General features: G+C 56.1%; 16 protein-coding genes and 1 other RNA gene. 7 read left to right on the top strand and 10 right to left on the bottom strand.

Annotated features, from left to right (window positions below):
* Positions 1-143: 143 nt before the first annotated feature.
* Positions 144-1,073: an outer membrane protein assembly factor BamD gene (locus AYT24_RS00085; RefSeq protein ID WP_164926787.1), complete on the top strand. Its 930-nt coding sequence runs from the start codon at positions 144-146 to the stop codon at positions 1,071-1,073.
* Positions 1,070-1,657, top strand: coding sequence for a nicotinate (nicotinamide) nucleotide adenylyltransferase (gene nadD, locus AYT24_RS00080; RefSeq protein WP_010931710.1), 588 nt, complete (start codon positions 1,070-1,072; stop codon positions 1,655-1,657). The genes AYT24_RS00085 and nadD overlap by 4 nt, the downstream gene beginning before the upstream one ends.
* Positions 1,658-1,684: 27 nt before the next feature.
* On the opposite strand, the gene argS is transcribed toward nadD, so the two are convergent.
* From argS to trpS, 3 genes are read right to left on the bottom strand one after another with little or no spacing between them, the layout of a single operon-like run.
* The gene (gene argS, locus AYT24_RS00075) at positions 1,685-3,340 is read right to left on the bottom strand and encodes an arginine--tRNA ligase (RefSeq protein ID WP_010931709.1); all 1,656 of its coding nucleotides are present in this window, start codon (positions 3,338-3,340) and stop codon (positions 1,685-1,687) included.
* Positions 3,341-3,352: 12 nt separating this feature from the next.
* Complete coding sequence (locus tag AYT24_RS00070; RefSeq protein WP_010931708.1) at positions 3,353-4,057, bottom strand: beta-phosphoglucomutase family hydrolase; 705 nt, start codon at positions 4,055-4,057, stop codon at positions 3,353-3,355.
* Positions 4,054-5,088: a tryptophan--tRNA ligase gene (trpS, locus tag AYT24_RS00065; protein WP_010931707.1), complete on the bottom strand. Its 1,035-nt coding sequence runs from the start codon at positions 5,086-5,088 to the stop codon at positions 4,054-4,056. The genes AYT24_RS00070 and trpS overlap by 4 nt, the downstream gene beginning before the upstream one ends.
* Before the next feature lie 386 nt (positions 5,089-5,474).
* Between trpS and ffs the strand changes: the two genes are divergently transcribed.
* The 3 genes from ffs to fsa all read left to right on the top strand — a co-directional run bounded on the left by ffs (position 5,475) and on the right by fsa (position 7,487).
* An RNA gene (gene ffs, locus AYT24_RS00060) (signal recognition particle sRNA small type) lies at positions 5,475-5,573 on the top strand.
* 183 nt (positions 5,574-5,756) lie between these two features.
* Positions 5,757-6,809, top strand: a complete 1,053-nt coding sequence (locus AYT24_RS00055; protein ID WP_010931705.1) for a 1,9-bis(guanidino)-5-aza-nonane synthase — start codon at positions 5,757-5,759, stop codon at positions 6,807-6,809.
* A gap of 9 nt (positions 6,810-6,818) precedes the next feature.
* Positions 6,819-7,487 (top strand): fructose-6-phosphate aldolase, encoded by a 669-nt coding sequence (gene fsa / locus AYT24_RS00050; RefSeq protein WP_010931704.1) that lies wholly within the window; start codon positions 6,819-6,821, stop codon positions 7,485-7,487.
* Positions 7,488-7,613: 126 nt separating this feature from the next.
* On the opposite strand, the gene rlmD is transcribed toward fsa, so the two are convergent.
* The 7 genes from rlmD to rpmH are packed head-to-tail and all read right to left on the bottom strand — an operon-like array spanning position 7,614 to position 13,373.
* Positions 7,614-9,053: a 23S rRNA (uracil(1939)-C(5))-methyltransferase RlmD gene (gene rlmD / locus AYT24_RS00045; protein ID WP_226986823.1), complete on the bottom strand. Its 1,440-nt coding sequence runs from the start codon at positions 9,051-9,053 to the stop codon at positions 7,614-7,616.
* A gap of 41 nt (positions 9,054-9,094) precedes the next feature.
* Complete coding sequence (locus AYT24_RS00040; RefSeq protein ID WP_010931702.1) at positions 9,095-10,018, bottom strand: ROK family protein; 924 nt, start codon at positions 10,016-10,018, stop codon at positions 9,095-9,097.
* The gene (locus tag AYT24_RS00035) at positions 10,015-10,611 is read right to left on the bottom strand and encodes a phosphatase PAP2 family protein (RefSeq protein ID WP_010931701.1); all 597 of its coding nucleotides are present in this window, start codon (positions 10,609-10,611) and stop codon (positions 10,015-10,017) included. The genes AYT24_RS00040 and AYT24_RS00035 overlap by 4 nt, the downstream gene beginning before the upstream one ends.
* A 6-nt stretch (positions 10,612-10,617) precedes the next feature.
* Complete coding sequence (gene yidC / locus AYT24_RS00030) at positions 10,618-12,390, bottom strand: membrane protein insertase YidC (protein WP_010931700.1); 1,773 nt, start codon at positions 12,388-12,390, stop codon at positions 10,618-10,620.
* Entirely contained in the window at positions 12,390-12,641 is a 252-nt protein-coding gene (gene yidD / locus AYT24_RS00025; protein WP_010931699.1) for a membrane protein insertion efficiency factor YidD, read from the bottom strand. Before yidD ends, yidC begins: the two co-directional genes overlap by 1 nt.
* Positions 12,642-12,699: 58 nt before the next feature.
* A complete protein-coding gene (locus AYT24_RS00020) occupies positions 12,700-13,152 on the bottom strand; it encodes a ribonuclease P protein component (protein WP_226986822.1) in 453 nt (150 codons plus the stop codon).
* A gap of 59 nt (positions 13,153-13,211) precedes the next feature.
* Positions 13,212-13,373: a 50S ribosomal protein L34 gene (gene rpmH, locus AYT24_RS00015; protein WP_010931697.1), complete on the bottom strand. Its 162-nt coding sequence runs from the start codon at positions 13,371-13,373 to the stop codon at positions 13,212-13,214.
* Positions 13,374-13,778: 405 nt separating this feature from the next.
* Here rpmH and dnaA point away from each other — a divergent pair, with 405 nt between their 5' ends.
* Positions 13,779-15,260 carry a chromosomal replication initiator protein DnaA gene (dnaA, locus tag AYT24_RS00010; protein WP_010931696.1) on the top strand — a complete coding sequence of 494 codons (1,482 nt, stop codon included), beginning with the start codon at positions 13,779-13,781 and terminating at the stop codon, positions 15,258-15,260.
* A 271-nt stretch (positions 15,261-15,531) separates the two neighbouring features.
* A complete protein-coding gene (gene dnaN, locus AYT24_RS00005) occupies positions 15,532-16,656 on the top strand; it encodes a DNA polymerase III subunit beta (RefSeq protein WP_010931695.1) in 1,125 nt (374 codons plus the stop codon).
* Position 16,657: the final 1 nt, after the last annotated feature.

The following is a 16,657-nucleotide window of genomic DNA, read 5'->3' as shown; positions in this document are numbered from 1 at the left end:
CCGGCTTGCACTTTTCTGCTGTAAACCCGCGCCAGGCCCCGGCCTCTTTTTTCCCGTCGTTGCGCCGGTTTACTGTACGTCTGACGGCAGCCCGTCAGGATCAATTGGTAAGTTATTTTTTCACCTGCTTCAAGGGAGTCTCTATGTCTCAATCGGTCATGAAAAAGTCGGTGCTCAGGATTCTGCCCGGTCTCTTGTGTCTTGCATTGCCGCTCTCATCATGCTCGTCTTCAAAATCGCCAAAAGCCACCATGACGGCCACTCCGGTCGAGTTGCGCTACCGCGAAGCCACCGAAAAGATCGCAAAACGGAAGTACAACGATGCGATCGTCATTCTTGAGTCCCTCATGTTTTCGACCAGAGCGACCGCTCTCGAAGACGATGTGCTGAAGGCTCTTGCCGACTCCTATTACAAAAAGAAAGAGTACATCCTTGCCGCCGACACCTACCGCCGGCTGCTTCAGCAGACGCCGGACTCGCCCTATGCCAGAGACGCGCAGTTCATGCTTGCAAAATCGTACGAAAAGCTCTCGCCATTCCACGAGCTTGACCAGGAGTACACCGTCAAGGCAATCAACGAATTCGAGACCTATCTCGACCAGTACCCTTCGGATGACTCCGCGCAGGCAGCCAACGATCTGGAGCTGTACAAAAATCTGATGAAGGTCAATCCCGACAACGCCTCCTACCGTGAGAAGTACGAAGCGGCAAAGGAGGAACTCGCGAGCGGCTCGCCGGCTCGATACAGCCAGAAGGCCATTTCCGAGCTTCGTGAGAGGCTTGCCCATAATCGCTTCTCGATCGCCCGTCAATATTTCAAGCTAAAGAAGTACCGCGCCGCGGAGATTTTCTACGATGTGGTTATCAACCAGTATCCCGATACCAAATGGCTCGAATCCGCCTGGATCGGAAAAATCGATTCAGAAATCAAGCAGAACAACTGGTTCGAAGCACGCCAGTCGATAGAGACCTTCCAGCAGCTTTATCCGGACAAGGCCAAGCTGATTGAGCCTGCCGCAAAGAGAGTTACCGCCCACTACTCAAACAAGCGCGACCCGAAATCGAAAGAGTGAGAACTGCTGTTTTCGGCGGAAGTTTCGATCCGCCGCACAACGGCCATCTCGCGCTGTCCCTCTTTGCGCGAGAGCTTGCCGGGCTTGACCGGTTGATTGTATCGGTTTCAAAAAATCCTTTCAAGGCCGCGGCCGATGCATCCGATGATGACCGGTCAGCCATGGCCCGCCTGCTCGTTGCCGAGATCAACGTCGCAGGAGTATTTGCTGAAATAAGCGGTTGGGAACTGCAGCAGTCGGGGCCATCGTACACCATCGACCTTCTGCGCCACGTCGAGGAGCGCTGTCCGGGTGACGAGCTGGTGCTGCTGGTCGGGGAGGACAGCTACCTTCAGATGCCGCAGTGGAAATTTGCGTCGGAAATTCTCAAGCATTGTACGATTGCCGTTTTCGGCAGATCAGATATTGACGCCGCAGATGCTCCCCCCAGCGATCCTCTCTTGCCAGCGATCCACTACGATTTCGATATGCCCGTTTCAGCGACAAAGATCAGGCGTCTGGCCGCCGCCGGTCAGCCAATTGGACAGTTTGTGCCGTCATCGATTGCGCAGTACATCGCCGAGCACAAGCTGTATAGCGCTTGATCAGGGCTCGAAAGTATTTTCCCTTACTTACATCGATTCCGGAGCCGAGATGCCGAGGATTTTGAATCCGTTGCGCAGCACCTGACGTACTGCGAGTGACAGTTCGAGACGAGCGGTGCGGAGATGTTCATCAGCCTTCAGAATCGGGCACTCCTGATAGAACTTGTGGTATCGTTCGGCAACCGTGTGCAGGTACTCGACCATCTTCTGCGGTTCGAGCTGGCGGAGGCTTGACTGGATGATATCCGGGAAGTCAAGCAATGCGGAAGCCAGGTCGATCTCCGGCTCGCTCGAAAGCAGCGGCAAACCTGCGCCAATAGCCGTCGCCTCGTCGAAGCCGACCTCTTTTTCGGCCATGCGCACGAGGCTGCAAATCCTCGCGTGGGCGTACTGAAGGTAGAAAACCGGGTTGTCTTTCGACTGCTTTTTTGCCAGCTCGACATCGAAGTTGAGGTGCGAATCCTTGCCGCGCATGATGAAGAAGAGGCGTGTGGCGTCCGCGCCGACGTCATCGATAAGGTCGTCGAGCAGGTCGGCGTTGCCCTTGCGGGTGGACATTTTGACCGTCTGGCCACCGACCGTGGTGGTGACGAACTGGTTGATGGCGATCTTGACCTTCGAGGTGTCGTAGCCAAGAATCTTCAATGCTTCAAGCACGTCGGGATACTCGTCGATGTGATCCGCGCCAAAAACGTTCACCATGAGGTCGAAGCCACGCTCGAACTTGGTGACGTGGTAGGCGATGTCCGGCAAGCGGTAGCTCGGATCGCCGGAAGATTTGATAAGCACCTTGTCCTTCTCCTGCCCCAGCTTGGTCGTCATGAACCAGGTCGCGCCGTCGTAGTTGCCGATGAACCCTTTGGCGTCGAGCGCGTCGATCACCCGCTGGTTCGCCGACGGCTGCCCCTCGCGGGACTGGTAGAGCGTGTGCTCGTTGAAGAAGGAGTCGTGCGTGATCAAGAGGCGTTCGAGCGTCTTGCGGATCGAGCTGAAGATGACTGCCTCGGCGGCTTCCTTGAAGATCGTCAACTCGTCGGTCGCGGCCAGTCCGTCGCCGTGCTCGATGAAGAGCGTCTCGGCGATTTCGCCGATGTAGTCGCCCTGGTAGTGCGTCTCCGGGAACTCGATCACCTGACCGCACTTTTCGAGGTAGCGGTAGCGCACCGATTCGGCCAGAATCTGCATCTGGCGTCCGGCATCGTTGAAGTAGTACTCGCGCGTCACCTCGTAGCCCTGCGTTTCGAGCAGGTTGGCGATGCAGTCGCCCAAGACGCCGCCGCGTCCACGCCCGATGGTAAGCGGCCCAGTCGGGTTGGCGCTCACGTACTCGACAATCGCTTTCAGTCCCTTGCCAGACTCATTGCAGCCGAACCCCTCGCCCTTTGCGAGCACCTCCTGCGCCGAGCGCATGAAAAAGGCCGGAGCGAGATGGAAGTTGATGAAGCCCGGCCCGGCCACCTCGGTTTTCGTCACCGTGCCTTCAGGAAAGTCGAGCAGGCCGATGAGTTGCCCCGCCAGTTCGCGCGGATTTTTCCGGGCCTCCTTGGCCACAAGGAAGGCGATGTTGGTCGAGAAGTCGCCGAACTTTTTGTCGTTCGGCTTGTCGATCTGAATCTCCTTGTCGGTCTCGATGCCCGCTTTTTGCAGGGCATCCTGAATGAAGGGGAGGAAAAAAGCTCGCATCGGTATGAATCGTTAAGACATGGTTTTGACGGCGCGGTTCAGCTCCAGCAACGCTTCGGGCATGAGTCCGTCGAAATGGTCGATGGTCGTGATGACGTTGTCGAACGCGGCGAACGCCTCGGGCCGGTTGGTCGTCGTGACTGCCACGCAGCTCATTCCAGCTGCGGCGGCGGCTTCCGCGCCGGGCAGGGCGTCCTCGAAGACGATGCACGACGCCGGATCAGCGCCGAGCCGTTCGGCGACCTGCAGGAAGGTCTCCGGATGGGGCTTGCCGTGCCTGACCATGTGCGCTCCGACCACCACCTCGAAGCGTGACGTCAGGCCGGTAAGACCGAGCACGTAGTCGATGTTCTTCGGCCCCGCGCCCGTGCCGATGCCGAGCCGGATGCCGGCGTTTGCCGCGCGGTCGAGGAACGTTTCGAGGCCCGGCATGGCAACGATGGCGTTGCGGTTCATCACGCGGTAGAGAATGTCCTTCAGCTCGGTAAGCCTGTCAGCCTTTTCGGGCGAAATAGACGGATCGAGAAAGTAGCGCAAGACATCGAGGCCCTTCATTCCGGCGGTTTCAACAAGGTAGCGCTCCGGATCGAGGCCCGAAAGGCCGTAGTCGGCAAACAGATCGACCCACGACTGTGCGTGCATTCTCATGTTATCGACCAGCACGCCGTCCATGTCGAAAATGAAGGCTTTCGGCTTGGTATCGTTTTGTATCATCATGCGTTGCTCTCCCCGAGGCTCATCGCCTCTCTGACCTCTTTCATGGTTTCTCCGGCAATCTTTCTCGCTTTGGATTCACCTTCGTACAGAATCTCTTTGACCAGCTCAGGCTGTGCTTCGTAGTGCTTGCGCCGTTCGAGAATCGGAGCCAGCTCCGCCGAAATGTTCGCCGCGCACATCTTCTTGCAATCGACGCAGCCGAGTGCGCCCGAGCGGCATCCGGTCTCGATTTCGACAAGCTGCGATTCGCCGGTAAACTTCTGGTGATAGCTGTAGACCAGGCACACCTCGGGACGACCAGGATCGTTGCGGCGCACCTTCTGCGTGTCGGTCACGGCGGGGCGCATCTTCGCCATCACCTCTTCGGGAGCATCCGAAAGCAGAATGGTGTTACCGAGCGACTTGGACATCTTCGCCTTGCCGTCCAGACCGACCAGACGCGCGAACTTCGTGATCTTCGGTGCGGGTTCGGGGAAGACGTCGCCCAGCTCCGGATGCTGGTAGTGGCTGTTGAACTTGCGGGCGATCTCGCGGGTGATCTCGACGTGCGGAATCTGATCCTCGCCAACCGGCACCACGTTGCCCTTGTAGAGCAAAATGTCCGCCGCCTGCAACACCGGATAGCCGAGGTGGCCGTACACGAGCGAGTCCATGTTCAGGTCGCGCACCTGCTCCTTGAGCGTCGGATTGCGTTCGAGACGTGCGGTGGTGATGAGCATTGAGAAGAGCAGGAACAGCTCGGCGTGCTCCTTGACCTGCGACTGCCGGAACACCAGGCTTTTTTCGGGATCAACTCCCGCCGCCAGCCAGTCGACAAGCATGTCGATGGAGTGCGCATACAGGCTCGACGTATCGAGCGAAGTGGTCAGGCTGTGGTAGTCAGCGATCAGAAAGCAGGTCTCGTAAGCACGGCTTCCGTCGGGATGGAGAAGGTTCTGCTGCGCGATCCAATTTTCAAGTGCTCCGGTGTAGTGACCGAGGTGCAGCTTGCCGGTAGGCCGCATCCCGCTTAAAATCCTTTGTGTCGACATGGGTCGGGTTTGTTGCTCCTGTTTTGCAGGGAATCTCTATGATAGTTATGGCGGGTTGTATTTTCTCTCTTGTCATTCCGAGTCCGACGCAGTCGGGCGAAGAATCAAGAAAGTCACGTAATTTGCAGTTAATCAACAAGTTGCCAGCCAATTCCAAAGACGCTGGATTCTTCACTTCATTCAGAATGACACCACTGCCTGCTTTTGCGCCCCATCCAAAGCTCCTGAAAGGAGATTCTCAGGGACGGTTACGAAGTTATAACAGTTGCTACAAAGAAAAAAGCTTTGTTTTTGTATTTTAACTTCAGAACGCTATATTAGAGTCCTGTTTTTACTTGGGCCAACTAATCGGCGCTGATAAAAACAGGAACATAGCAGAGTTAGGAGAGTAAGTCCTATACAGCATTCTCTTGCCCAACCATGTCAGGTCCGGAAGGAAGCAGCATCCGGTAATGTGAGTGCGTGATATAGTCAGCTTGCTCTCCTTTTTTTATTGTGAAAAATCGGCAAACAGATTCCGGTCGAAATTGAAATCGGAATCAAAATCGATAAACTGAGCGTTCGGGCCTGAGAAATTCAGTGACAAGGCTTTCCTCGCCCGGCTTGTCAGTCCAGCATTACAATTATATCATCAAACAGAAGCATCTAAAATAGTACAGGAGTTACCCATGGAAGAGCGTTCGATGCAGAAAGCAGGATTTCTGAAGGAGCCGATCAAGCACATCGGCATCACCAAACACAACGTCGTGCCAATGGTCGAGGAGATGGCCGACATGGCATTCCAGGCGCGCAACCTGGCCCGCGCGGCCTTCATCGTCGATCTGATGCAGAAAGACAAGGAGTGTGCCGTCATTCTCACCCTCGCCGGCTCGCTCATCAGCGCCGGACTGAAGCAGGTCATCATCGACATGCTCGAGCACAACATGGTTGACGTTATCGTCTCGACCGGCGCGAACATCGTCGATCAGGACTTCTTCGAGGCGCTCGGCTTCAAGCACTGGAAAGGCTCGCAGTTCGTCGACGACTCCGAGCTTCGCGAGCTGGCCATCGACCGCATCTACGACACCTACATCGACGAGGACGAGCTTCGCGTCTGCGACGACACCATAGCCATCATCGCCAACTCGATGCAGCCCGGCGCGTACTCGTCGCGCGAGTTCATCGTCGAGATGGGCAAGTACATCGAAGAGAAGGGACTTGACAAAAACTCCATCGTTTACAAGGCTTACGAGAAGGGCGTGCCGATCTTCTGCCCGGCCTTCTCCGACTGCTCCGCCGGTTTCGGCCTGGTGCACCACCAGTGGCACAATCCCGACCAGCACGTTTCCATCGACTCGGTCAAGGACTTTCGCGAGCTGACCAAAATCAAGATCGAGAACGACAAGACCGGCATCTTCATGATCGGCGGCGGCGTTCCGAAGAACTTTACGCAGGACATCGTTGTTGCGGCTGAGGTACTCGGCTACGAGAATGTTTCAATGCACACCTACGCCGTGCAGATCACCGTAGCCGACGAACGCGACGGCGCACTCTCCGGTTCAACGCTCAAGGAGGCCAGCTCGTGGGGCAAGGTTGACACAGTGTACGAGCAGATGGTCTTCGCCGAAGCCACTGTTGCCATGCCGCTCATCGCCGGTTACGCCTATCACAAGCGCAACTGGGAAGGCCGCCCGGCCCGCAACTTCAACGCCATGCTCGACGCCAAACCCGTTAACGCCTGAGGAGGCCCTATGAAATTTTTTATCGACACCGCAAGTCTCGACGAAATCAAGGCCGCCAATGAACTTGGCGTGCTCGACGGCGTCACGACCAACCCGTCGCTGATCGCCAAGATCGTCAAAGACTCGACCAACTTCACCTACGCCGACTTCAAGGCGCACATCGCCAAAATCTGCGAAATCGTCGATGGCCCGGTCAGCGCCGAGGTCACCACGCTCAAAGCCGGAGAGATGATCGCCCAGGGCGAGGAGCTTGCGGCCATTCACAAGAACATTGTCGTCAAGTGCCCGCTCACCGTGGACGGCCTGAAAGCGATCAAGCACTTCTCGTCCAACGGCATCAAGACCAACGCCACGCTGGTCTTTTCGCCCACGCAAGCCTTGCTCGCCGCCAAAGCCGGAGCTGACTTCGTCAGCCCGTTCGTCGGACGGCTCGACGACATCAGCACCTCCGGCATGGAACTGGTACGCCAGATCGTCACGATTTACGACAACTACGGCTACCTCACCGAAGTGATCGTCGCCAGCGTGCGTAACCCGCTGCACGTCGTTGAATCGGCGATGGTCGGGGCCGACATCGCCACCATCCCGTACAGCGTCATCAAACAGCTCGCCAACCACCCGCTGACCGACAAAGGGTTGGAGAAGTTTATGGAAGATGCCGCTGTGATGAAGCCATAAGGCGCGAAAGCATCTGCCTTTTCAAAAGCCGGACATGTGAGCATGTCCGGCTTTTTTGTTGAAATTCTGGCAGTTGACAAGACAATAAGCTCCGCCCAAAGCTTTCGGGACGCGTCCTGCCCGGATTTATTCTGCCCGCTCGAAACAGGCCACGGTCTCGATGTGGTTCGTCTGCGGAAACATGTCCACCGGTTGGGCGGACGTCATGCGGTAGCCTCTCGCCGCGATCTCTTTGCCGTCGCGGGCGAGGTTGTCGGGGTTGCAGCTGACGTAAACAATGCGTTCGGGCTGGAGCTTGAGCATGGTGTCGAGTGCTTTGGGGTGCATTCCGGCGCGCGGAGGGTCGGTAACAATAATGCGCGGTTTGGCGTAGGGTTCGAGCGCCTCCTGCATGGCGTGGAAATTCTTGAGGTCGGCTTGGAAGAAGACGGTGTTCGAGAGGCCGTTGAGTTCGGCGTTCATCTCGGCATCCTTGACGGCACTTTCGACCACCTCGATGCCGATCGCCTGCTTACAGTGGCGGGCGAGGTAGAGCGTGATGGTGCCAGTGCCGCAGTAGAGGTCATAGACCGTATCCTCCGGAGTGATGCCGCCGACAGCGATGATCTGGTCGTAGAGCGTTTCGGCCTGGCGGGTGTTGGTCTGGAAAAAGGAGTTGGCCGAAATCCGGAAGTCGAGGTCGCCGAGCCGTTCGGTGACGTAGCCGTCGCCGCTGATGACGTACTCTTGCTCGCCGGTGGCGACGGTGTTCTTGCGCGTGGTGACGTTGTTGAGCAGCGTCATCTGCTGTTCCGGCATGGCCGCTTCGAGCCGCTCTTTGAGCGCCTGCATCAGCGCCTTGTCGTACCATGAGGTGACGATGTTGACCATCAACTGCTCATGGCGTTCGCTGTAGCGGAGCATAAGGTTACGCAGGTAGCCTTCGTGCGCCTTGGCGGCGTAGGGCTCGAGACCGCGTTCGATGGCGAAGTCACGCAAGACGTTCAGCACCCGGTTCATACACTCCTTGGCGAGGTAGCAGGTGTCGAGGTCGAGCACCTTCTCGAAGTTGCCCGGCGCGTGGAAGCCGAGGGCGAAGGTTTTCGGCTTGGCAAGCTGATCACTGTCGATCTCCGACTGGAGCAGGTAGCGCATGTTGGAGCAGGAGAACTCCACCTTGTTGCGGTAGTGCAGCGCGTCTGGCGCGGCAAGCACCGGACGGACGTCGGGACTCTCAAAACCGCCGATGTGCTCCAGCGAGTCCGTCACCTTTTTGTGCTTGTAGCGAAGCTGCGCCTCATAGCTGACGTGCATCCACTTGCATCCGCCGCAGGAGCCGAAGACCGGGCAGACTGGCTCAACGCGATCCGGCGACGCTTCGAGCACCTCGATGGCCCGTGCTTCGAGGTAGCGCGACTTGACCTTGTAAATTTGCGCCGAAACGCGGTCACCGGGGGCGAGAATGCCGGAGACCATCACCCCCATGCCCTCGGTGGTTTTGCCGAAGCATTTGTCTTTCTCGGCGTGGTCAGTGATGGTGAGTTCGATGATGTCGCCTTTTCTGTAGCGGATTTCCTGTTGTTCCAATGGAGTGTGCAATAAGCGCTCCGCAGGGGAGTCGCGGTGAATCAATACTGTGCAATGAGTGGCGGCCCCGAGAGCAGTGCTGCGCCGAACACGCCCGCGCTGTCGCCAAGCATCGGCGGCAGGAGCGGAATGTCGAACGAGCGGTTGAAAACGTTGGCGGCAATCGCCTGCCGCGCCTCCGGGGAGTAGAGCTGGCGGATGTTGCCCACGCCGCCGCCGATGATGACCAGGTCGGGATCGAGAATGTTGATAACCGTCGCCAGCGCCACGCCGAATTTCGAAACGAGCCGCTCGATGGTCTGGCGTGCGAAGCGGTCGCGCCCCGTCGAGGCGGCGATCTCTTGCAGCGACGCCTTTCGCCCGCTGAGGGCCGCGTAGTGGCGCTCGAGTGCCGGGCCGGAGACGACCGTCTCGACGCAGCCGCGCCGACCGCAGTAGCACGCCGCGTGCTCGCCCGGCAGCGGGTTGTGCCCCCACTCTCCGGCGATGCCGTGCGCGCCCCGGATGATCCGGCCATCGCGGACGATGCCCCCGCCCACGCCGGTGCCGAGAATGATACCGAAAGCTGTCGCGCCTGGCCGCGCCATCTCGTCGCGCCCCGCGCCGAGCATCGACTCGGCGAGCGCAAAGCAGTTCGCGTCGTTGTCGATCACCACCTCCAGCCGGAGCGCCTCTTGCAGATCGCGCAAGAGCGGCATTCCGTTCAGGCAGATCGTGTTCGAGTTGCTGATGACGCCGTCGCTACCATCGGCGCGCCCGGGCGTGCCGATGCCTATCTTCTCCGGCAGGCCGAGTCCCGACTTCTCGGCCATCGTCCCGACGAGGCTTTTGATCTGCATGAGAATATGGCCGTACCCCTGCTCTTGCCCGGTCGGAATGCGATGGCGAATGAGAGGGCGCAACTCGCTGTCGAGGATCACCCCCTCGATCTTGGTGCCGCCGAGATCGATTCCCCAGCGATTCATTCCGAGCCCTCCCTCTGCATCACTCGCCGGTGCACCACGTTCTTGACGATCCAGGCGAACGCCGTGTAGATCACCGCCGCGCTGGCAAGACCAATCACGACGCCGCCAAGCACATCGCCAGGATAGTGCACGCCGACGTAGATTCGCGAGAAAGCGACCATCGAGGCGTAAGCGATCACCATCACAGTGAAGACTTTATCAACCGTTTCGCCCCGCCAGAAGAAGAGCCACACAAGGCTGGCGATGGCCGTCAAATTGGCCGCGTGCGAGGAGGCAAACGACCAGGAGTGCGACTGATCGACGAGAAGACGTACCCCTTCGAGCGCGAAGCAGGGACGAACGCGATGAAAAAGCGACTTCATGATACCGGATGCGGTGTAGTCGGCGATGCCGACAGCGAAAAGAAGAAGGGGAATGACGAAGAGTGCGTCTTTTCCCTTTCTGACAAGAATGAAGAGTGCGAGAAGCACCAGGATATGGACAGAGTGCTTCGGGCTGGTCAGAAACGGCATCAGGTCGTCCAGCGCCGGAGTGGCCAAGCTATGGTTCAGGAGCTGGAAAAGCCGAGCATCCGCCTGTTCGAGACCGCCCATCGTGGGTTACTTTTTCTTCCCTCCCTTTTTGGCAGACTGAGCCGGTTTGGTGGCGGCGGCGACCTGCATGGCGGCGGCAGCCTTCTCCTCGTCGGTGATGGTGGCGTTCATGTAGGCCTGCTGGGCGACGCTGAAGATGTTGAACATCAGATAGTAGAGCGCCAGGCCCGCCGGCATGTTGTTGAAAAAGAACAGCATCATGGCCGGGAACAGCCACATCATGATCTTCGTCTGCTCGTTTGACTGGGCGTTCGGCGTGATCTTCTGCTGGAAGAAAACGGTCACGGCCATCAAAATCGGCATGATCGCGATGTGGTCGCCGTAGAGCGGCAGCTTGAAGGCGAAATGGTACACCGAGTCGGGCACGGAAAGATCCTTCACCCAGAGGAAGCCGTGCTGGCGAAGCTGGATCGAGGAGCGGAAGACGTAGAACATCGCGAAGAGCAGCGGCATCTGGATCACCGTCGGCAGGCAGCCGCCAAGCGGATTGACGCCTGCTTCCTTGTAGATGCGTCCGAGTTCGCTTTGCAGCTTGGCCGGGTTGTCCTTGTACTTCTCCTGAAGCTCCTTCATCACGGGCTGAAGCGCCGACATCTTCTTCATCGACTTGGTCGAGGCCAGCGACAGCGGCCAGGTGACCAGCTTGATGAGGAAGGCGAAGATGATGATGATAAGACCGTAGTTGGTCACATATTTGTTCATCCAGTTGAAGATCGGCAGAATCAGGTATTCGGCGAAGGGACGGGTCAGCCAGTCCCAGCCGAAGTCCATGATCTTTTCGAGATCGGCGTTCAGCGACTTGACCGTGTTGTAGTCGAGCGGGCCGACGTAGAGACGGTAGTGGTCATCGACGCTCTGCTGACCGGCGGGGAAGCTCATTTTCAGCGCCGCGACATAGTTCTTGAAATCGCTGCCATCCTTTTTGGTGCCGTGCAGATAGATGCCATCGGTGGTGCGCTGCGGCATGATGGCCGCGACAAAATATTTGTTCCTGACGGCAACCCACTGCGCCTTGCCGGACTCCTCATCCTGCCAGGTTTTTTTGGCGTCCTTGGCATCGAGCTTGACCACGCTACCACCAAGGTAGGCACTGGCAATGGCGTTGTGCGACTCGTCAACCTGGTCTTTTTCCGAGTAGTTCAGTCCGCCGTCCCAGTCGAGCTGGTACTCGTTTCCGGCGATGGACGAGCCGAAACCGTTGAGCTTCAGATCGTAATCGACCACGTAGCTGTCGCCCGTGAAGGTGTAGGTGATCTGGATGCTGCGCGTGGCATCGACATCGAGCACATAACTGACGGACAGCTTCTCTTTGCCGGTCACGGTTTCGGTGGTTTTGGCATCGAGGCTGCGGAAATAGAGATCGCGGGTATCGATCTTCTTGCCGTCACTGCTGAGGAACAGCATGGAGAGCGCGCCCTTGTCGCTGGCGGAGATCAGGTTGAAGGGCTTGCGGTTGCCATCGAGATGCTTTTTGAGCACCAGCGACTTCAGGGTCGCGCCCTTCGAGGAGAGGGTTGCCGTGAACAGATCGTTGCTGACGGTGATGGTCTTTTCCGTGCCGACGGAGGCCTGGGCGAAGGAACCGAGGCTGTCAGCCCTGGCCGCAGCCGCCACTGCCGCCGACGGGGCGGGCAATGCCGCCGCAGGTGTTTTCTGAACCGCCTCTCGCGATGCCGCCGCTTTTTCGAGTCCCAGCTTCTGCTCAGGCTTCATGAACTGTAGCCATACGATCATGATTGCAGCAATCAGGGCAAAGCCTATCACCGAATTTCTGTCCATTACTTCGAATCTTTTGAATTACCTGCGGATTTCACTGATTTTGGCGGTACCGGATCATAGCCGCCTTTTGAAAACGGATTGCAACGAAGCACCCTCCAGACGGTCAGCCAGGAGGCGTAGAAAAAATTGTGCTGCCGGAACGCCTCGATAGCGTAGTTGGAACAGGTGGGATGGTACTTGCAGGAGGGGCCAAGCAGCGGAGAAATGAATGACTGGTAAAATCGTATCAGGAGAATCGGCACGATGTTCAACAGCTGGCCAGGGGTTTTGCCGTTGTGTTCCGTCCCGTGATGCTGTTGATTGCCCGTATTACTCAATCCTGTCACCCTCCCGCGTTTGCGGCAGCCTGTTCGATAGAAGATTTTTCAGCATGTGCCGAATTTCAGCCCGGAACCGCTCAAGCGATGGAATGGCATCGGCCCGAGCCCGGTATAAAAACGCCAGCATCACCTGATGATCGCCTTTGCCGGCGTCGAATGCAAGCGCTCTGGTCAAAATATTTTTTTCGAGCCGGTAAGCCTCACGCATCAGTCGTTTGATCCGGTTGCGGTCAACGGCTCTCGGAACCAGCTTTTTGCCAACCGTGAACAGCACCCTCACTGGTATCCGGGGTGCCTGCTCAACCGGCCGTGAAGCAGAATAGATCAACAGGAGAAAACCGCCCTTTAGACGGCCACCCTGGCTAAACAGACGGGAAACAGCGCTTTTTCCCCGGGCTATTTCTCCCCTTGGCAGGGCATTGGTTCGTTTTTCAGAAAGCATGCCCGGATACACGCAAATCCGCCCGGAAGTGAAACCGAAGCCCCGTTCCGGCCAGTGAGTTAACGTTTCGAAGCACTCATCGAGCTGCTGACACTCAGGGAGTGACGGCCCTTGGCACGACGGGCAGACAAAACCTTGCGTCCATTCTTGGTAGCCATTCTCTGCCTAAAGCCATGCTTGTTTCTTCTCTTCCTGTTGCTCGGCTGAAATGTCCTTTTCATCTCTTCAAAACTCCTCTCGAATGATTGTTTAAAATTACAGGACTTTCAATTTATCATTTTAGTCACAGATAAACAAGAGATGCCACATTTCTCGCACTTACCAACACCATCAACCCCACAACCTATCCACAGTGTTGATAAGTTGTGGATAAAAAAACACTAAACTGCCCAAACCCAAGCAAGACCGATGCGGAGAGGCATCAACACATGTTGACAACTTTTACAAGAAAACAGATAAACCACAATAAATAAAAGAGATAGAATGTTGATATGTTCGTAAGCAAAAGAGGCTTCATCCACCCCAAAAATCAGAAGCAGGATTGTTTTTTGTCCACCGAAAGCCGTACCTTGTAAACAGAAAATGTTGATGAATCACCGAAACAACGCATCTCACAGCCAATTCCCATGTCTGATACGATCCAGCAAGAAGCTCCGGACAACCTACAAGTAACCCCGACGCATGGTCGATCATTTGCGGAGAAGGTATGGAGTGCCTGCCTTGGACTTATCCAGGAGAACATCAACACGCTTGCTTTCAAAACCTGGTTCCTGCCAATCAGACCTCTTTCATTTTCGGGTAGCGAACTGACCATCGAGGTACCGAGCCAGTTTTTCTATGAGTGGATCGAGGAGAACTATTCGGTGCACGTCAAGCAGGCGCTCCGGCAGGTGATCGGTCCGGAGGCGAAGCTGATGTACTCCATCGTGATAGACAAATCACAGGGGCAGCCGGTGACCATCGAATTGCCGCACCAGATCGATGCCGCGCCAGCGGAAAGATCGGTCCGGCCTGAGGCGCCTGGTCAAAAAGCCTCCGCCGAACGTGAACGGCTCGAGATCGCACGCCCCAGATTCGAGAGCAACCTCAATCCGAAATACACCTTTTCGACGCTTGTCAGGGGAGATTGCAACTCTCTGGCATTTGCCGCATCCAAATCGATCGCCCAGAACCCGGGACAAAATGCCTTCAACCCGCTGGTCATTTACGGCGGCGTTGGACTCGGCAAGACCCATATGATGCAGGCTATTGGCAACTCGGTACTTGAAAACCGCATCACTGACGCCGTGCTGTACGTTTCAAGCGAAAAGTTCGCCATCGATTTTGTCAACGCCATCCAGAACGGCAACATCCAGGAGTTCTCCGCGTTCTACCGAAACATCGACGTCCTGATTATCGACGACATCCAGTTTTTCGCGGGCAAGGAGAAGACGCAGGAGGAGATATTCCACATCTTCAACACCCTGCACCAGTCCAACAAGCAGATCATCCTGTCGGCAGACCGGCCAATCAAGGAGATCAAGGGCATCGAAGACCGCCTCATATCCCGTTTCAACTGGGGCCTCTCCACAGACATCCAGGCGCCGGATTACGAAACCCGCAAGGCGATCATCCAGAGCAAGCTCAAGCAGAGCGGCGTCAGTCTGGATCCGGTAGTCATTGAGTTTATCGCAACCAACGTCACCAGCAACGTCAGGGAACTCGAAGGGTGCATCGTCAAGCTGCTAGCGGCCCACTCGCTCGACAACCAGGAGATCGACCTCCAGTTCGCCAAATCGACGCTCAAGGACATCATCCGGTACAACACCAAACAACTGACTCTCGAAACCATTGAAAAAGCGGTCTGCTCCTATTTTTCGATCACCTCGAACGACCTGAAAGGGAAATCGAAAAAAAAGGAGATCGCCGTCGGACGGCAGATTGCCATGTACCTGTCGAAGGACATGACCGACTCATCGCTCAAGACCATCGGCCTTCACTTCGGCGGACGCGATCACTCCACGGTCATTCACGCCCTGAACACCATCGAAAAAAAGATCGCAGCTTCCAACGAAGAGCGAAAGAAGATCGAGGAGTTGAGAAAAAGGATCGAAATCATGTCGATGTAACCTGTGTATAACCTGTTCAAAACCTGTTGGCGCAATCTTGATTTCAGGGGAGTTATCAACACTGTGGGGTTGCCGCATGAAATCACCAACAAACCGTCAACTGCCCTGTGGAGGGAAATAAACACACTATCCACAGAAGATGGAAGAGAAATTAAGAACACAACGTATTATAAAATAACATTTTAATGAGTCTCATTGCTCCCCTGTCCAGATTTCCACAAGCTCAACAACAACAACAAATCTTTTATATAAAAATAAAGATTGTAAGAAGATGAAATTCAATACGACCATCAAACGACTGCAGGAAGCTGTAAACAAGGTTATTCTCGCCGTTCCGGCAAAATCACTCGATGCCCGGTTCGACAATATCAACCTGACCCTCGAGAACGGAATGCTTACCATGTTTGCGACTGATGGTGAGCTGTCGATCACCACGAACTGCGATGTGGCTTCAACCGACAAGGGCAACATTGCCATCCGAGCCAGAACCTTGCAGGATTTTCTGCGCAGCATGTACGAAACTGACGTCACCTTCGACATCGAGCGCCAGTCGATCGGTGAACTCGGCACCATTCATATTGCCACTGACAAGGGTCGTTATCGCATTCCGTGCACCTTCACCACGAAACCGGAAAGTCAGAAGCGGAATTTCGATCTCTCGATTGAGCTTCAGCAAAACGAGCTTCAGGACATGATTCATAAAACACTGTTCGCGTGCAGTGTCGATGGCATGCGCCCAGCGATGATGGGTGTACTGTTCGAATTCGATGAAGAGTATATCACCGCTGTTTCAACCGATGGACATCGACTCGTCCGCTGCCGAAAGAAACCCGGGGTGACAGTGGCTGAAAAGCAGAAGATCGTCGTGCCGGCAAGGGTACTGTCAATCATTCAGAGAATGCTGACAAACGAAGAGGTGAAAATGACGATTGACTCAGAGCGTCGGAATGTCAAGTTCAAAACTGCTACCATGGAATTAGAGTCAGCACTCATTGTCGAACCGTATCCCAATTACGAGGCGGTGATACCGGTTGAAAACGAAAAGCAGCTTGTGACGGACCGTTCGCAGTTGCACGATTCGGTTAAAAGGGTCGGACGCTTTTCAAGCATCGGTGACCTGAAGATCAGCGCACAGGATTCACAGATCAAGGTGATGGCTGAAAACGCCAGTGAGGGTGAATCTGCACAGGAAGAGCTGCCGTGTACGTTCACCGGTGAAGAGATCACGATCGGTTTTAATGCAAAGTTTGTCGAAGCCGCCCTGTCTCATATCGAAACCGAACAGGTCTCCATCGAAATGAGCAGCCCGACAACGGCTGTGTTGTTCAAACCGAAATACGAGGAGCGCCAGGACGATCTGATCATTCTGGTGATGCCGGTCAGAATCAACAATTGAC

It is taken from the genome of Chlorobaculum tepidum TLS (genome assembly GCF_000006985.1).
GTDB classification, from domain to species: Bacteria; Bacteroidota; Chlorobiia; order Chlorobiales; family Chlorobiaceae; genus Chlorobaculum; species Chlorobaculum tepidum.
This window is presented reverse-complemented; position numbering and strand designations above follow the sequence as displayed.

Excerpts from the sequence above, each read along its gene's own strand:
- AYT24_RS00070 (WP_010931708.1), bottom strand. The coding sequence starts at position 4,057 with ATGATGATACAAAACGATACCAAGCCGAAAGCCTTCATTTTCGACATG.
- trpS (WP_010931707.1), bottom strand. The coding sequence starts at position 5,088 with ATGTCGACACAAAGGATTTTAAGCGGGATGCGGCCTACCGGCAAGCTG.
- AYT24_RS00085 (WP_164926787.1), top strand. The coding sequence starts at position 144 with ATGTCTCAATCGGTCATGAAAAAGTCGGTGCTCAGGATTCTGCCCGGT.
- fsa (WP_010931704.1), top strand. The coding sequence starts at position 6,819 with ATGAAATTTTTTATCGACACCGCAAGTCTCGACGAAATCAAGGCCGCC.
- dnaN (WP_010931695.1), top strand. The coding sequence starts at position 15,532 with ATGAAATTCAATACGACCATCAAACGACTGCAGGAAGCTGTAAACAAG.
- AYT24_RS00055 (WP_010931705.1), top strand. The coding sequence starts at position 5,757 with ATGGAAGAGCGTTCGATGCAGAAAGCAGGATTTCTGAAGGAGCCGATC.
- dnaA (WP_010931696.1), top strand. The coding sequence starts at position 13,779 with ATGTCTGATACGATCCAGCAAGAAGCTCCGGACAACCTACAAGTAACC.
- AYT24_RS00020 (WP_226986822.1), bottom strand. The coding sequence starts at position 13,152 with ATGCTTTCTGAAAAACGAACCAATGCCCTGCCAAGGGGAGAAATAGCC.
- AYT24_RS00035 (WP_010931701.1), bottom strand. The coding sequence starts at position 10,611 with ATGGGCGGTCTCGAACAGGCGGATGCTCGGCTTTTCCAGCTCCTGAAC.
- AYT24_RS00040 (WP_010931702.1), bottom strand. The coding sequence starts at position 10,018 with ATGAATCGCTGGGGAATCGATCTCGGCGGCACCAAGATCGAGGGGGTG.
- yidC (WP_010931700.1), bottom strand. The coding sequence starts at position 12,390 with ATGGACAGAAATTCGGTGATAGGCTTTGCCCTGATTGCTGCAATCATG.
- argS (WP_010931709.1), bottom strand. The coding sequence starts at position 3,340 with ATGCGAGCTTTTTTCCTCCCCTTCATTCAGGATGCCCTGCAAAAAGCG.
- rpmH (WP_010931697.1), bottom strand. The coding sequence starts at position 13,373 with ATGAAAAGGACATTTCAGCCGAGCAACAGGAAGAGAAGAAACAAGCAT.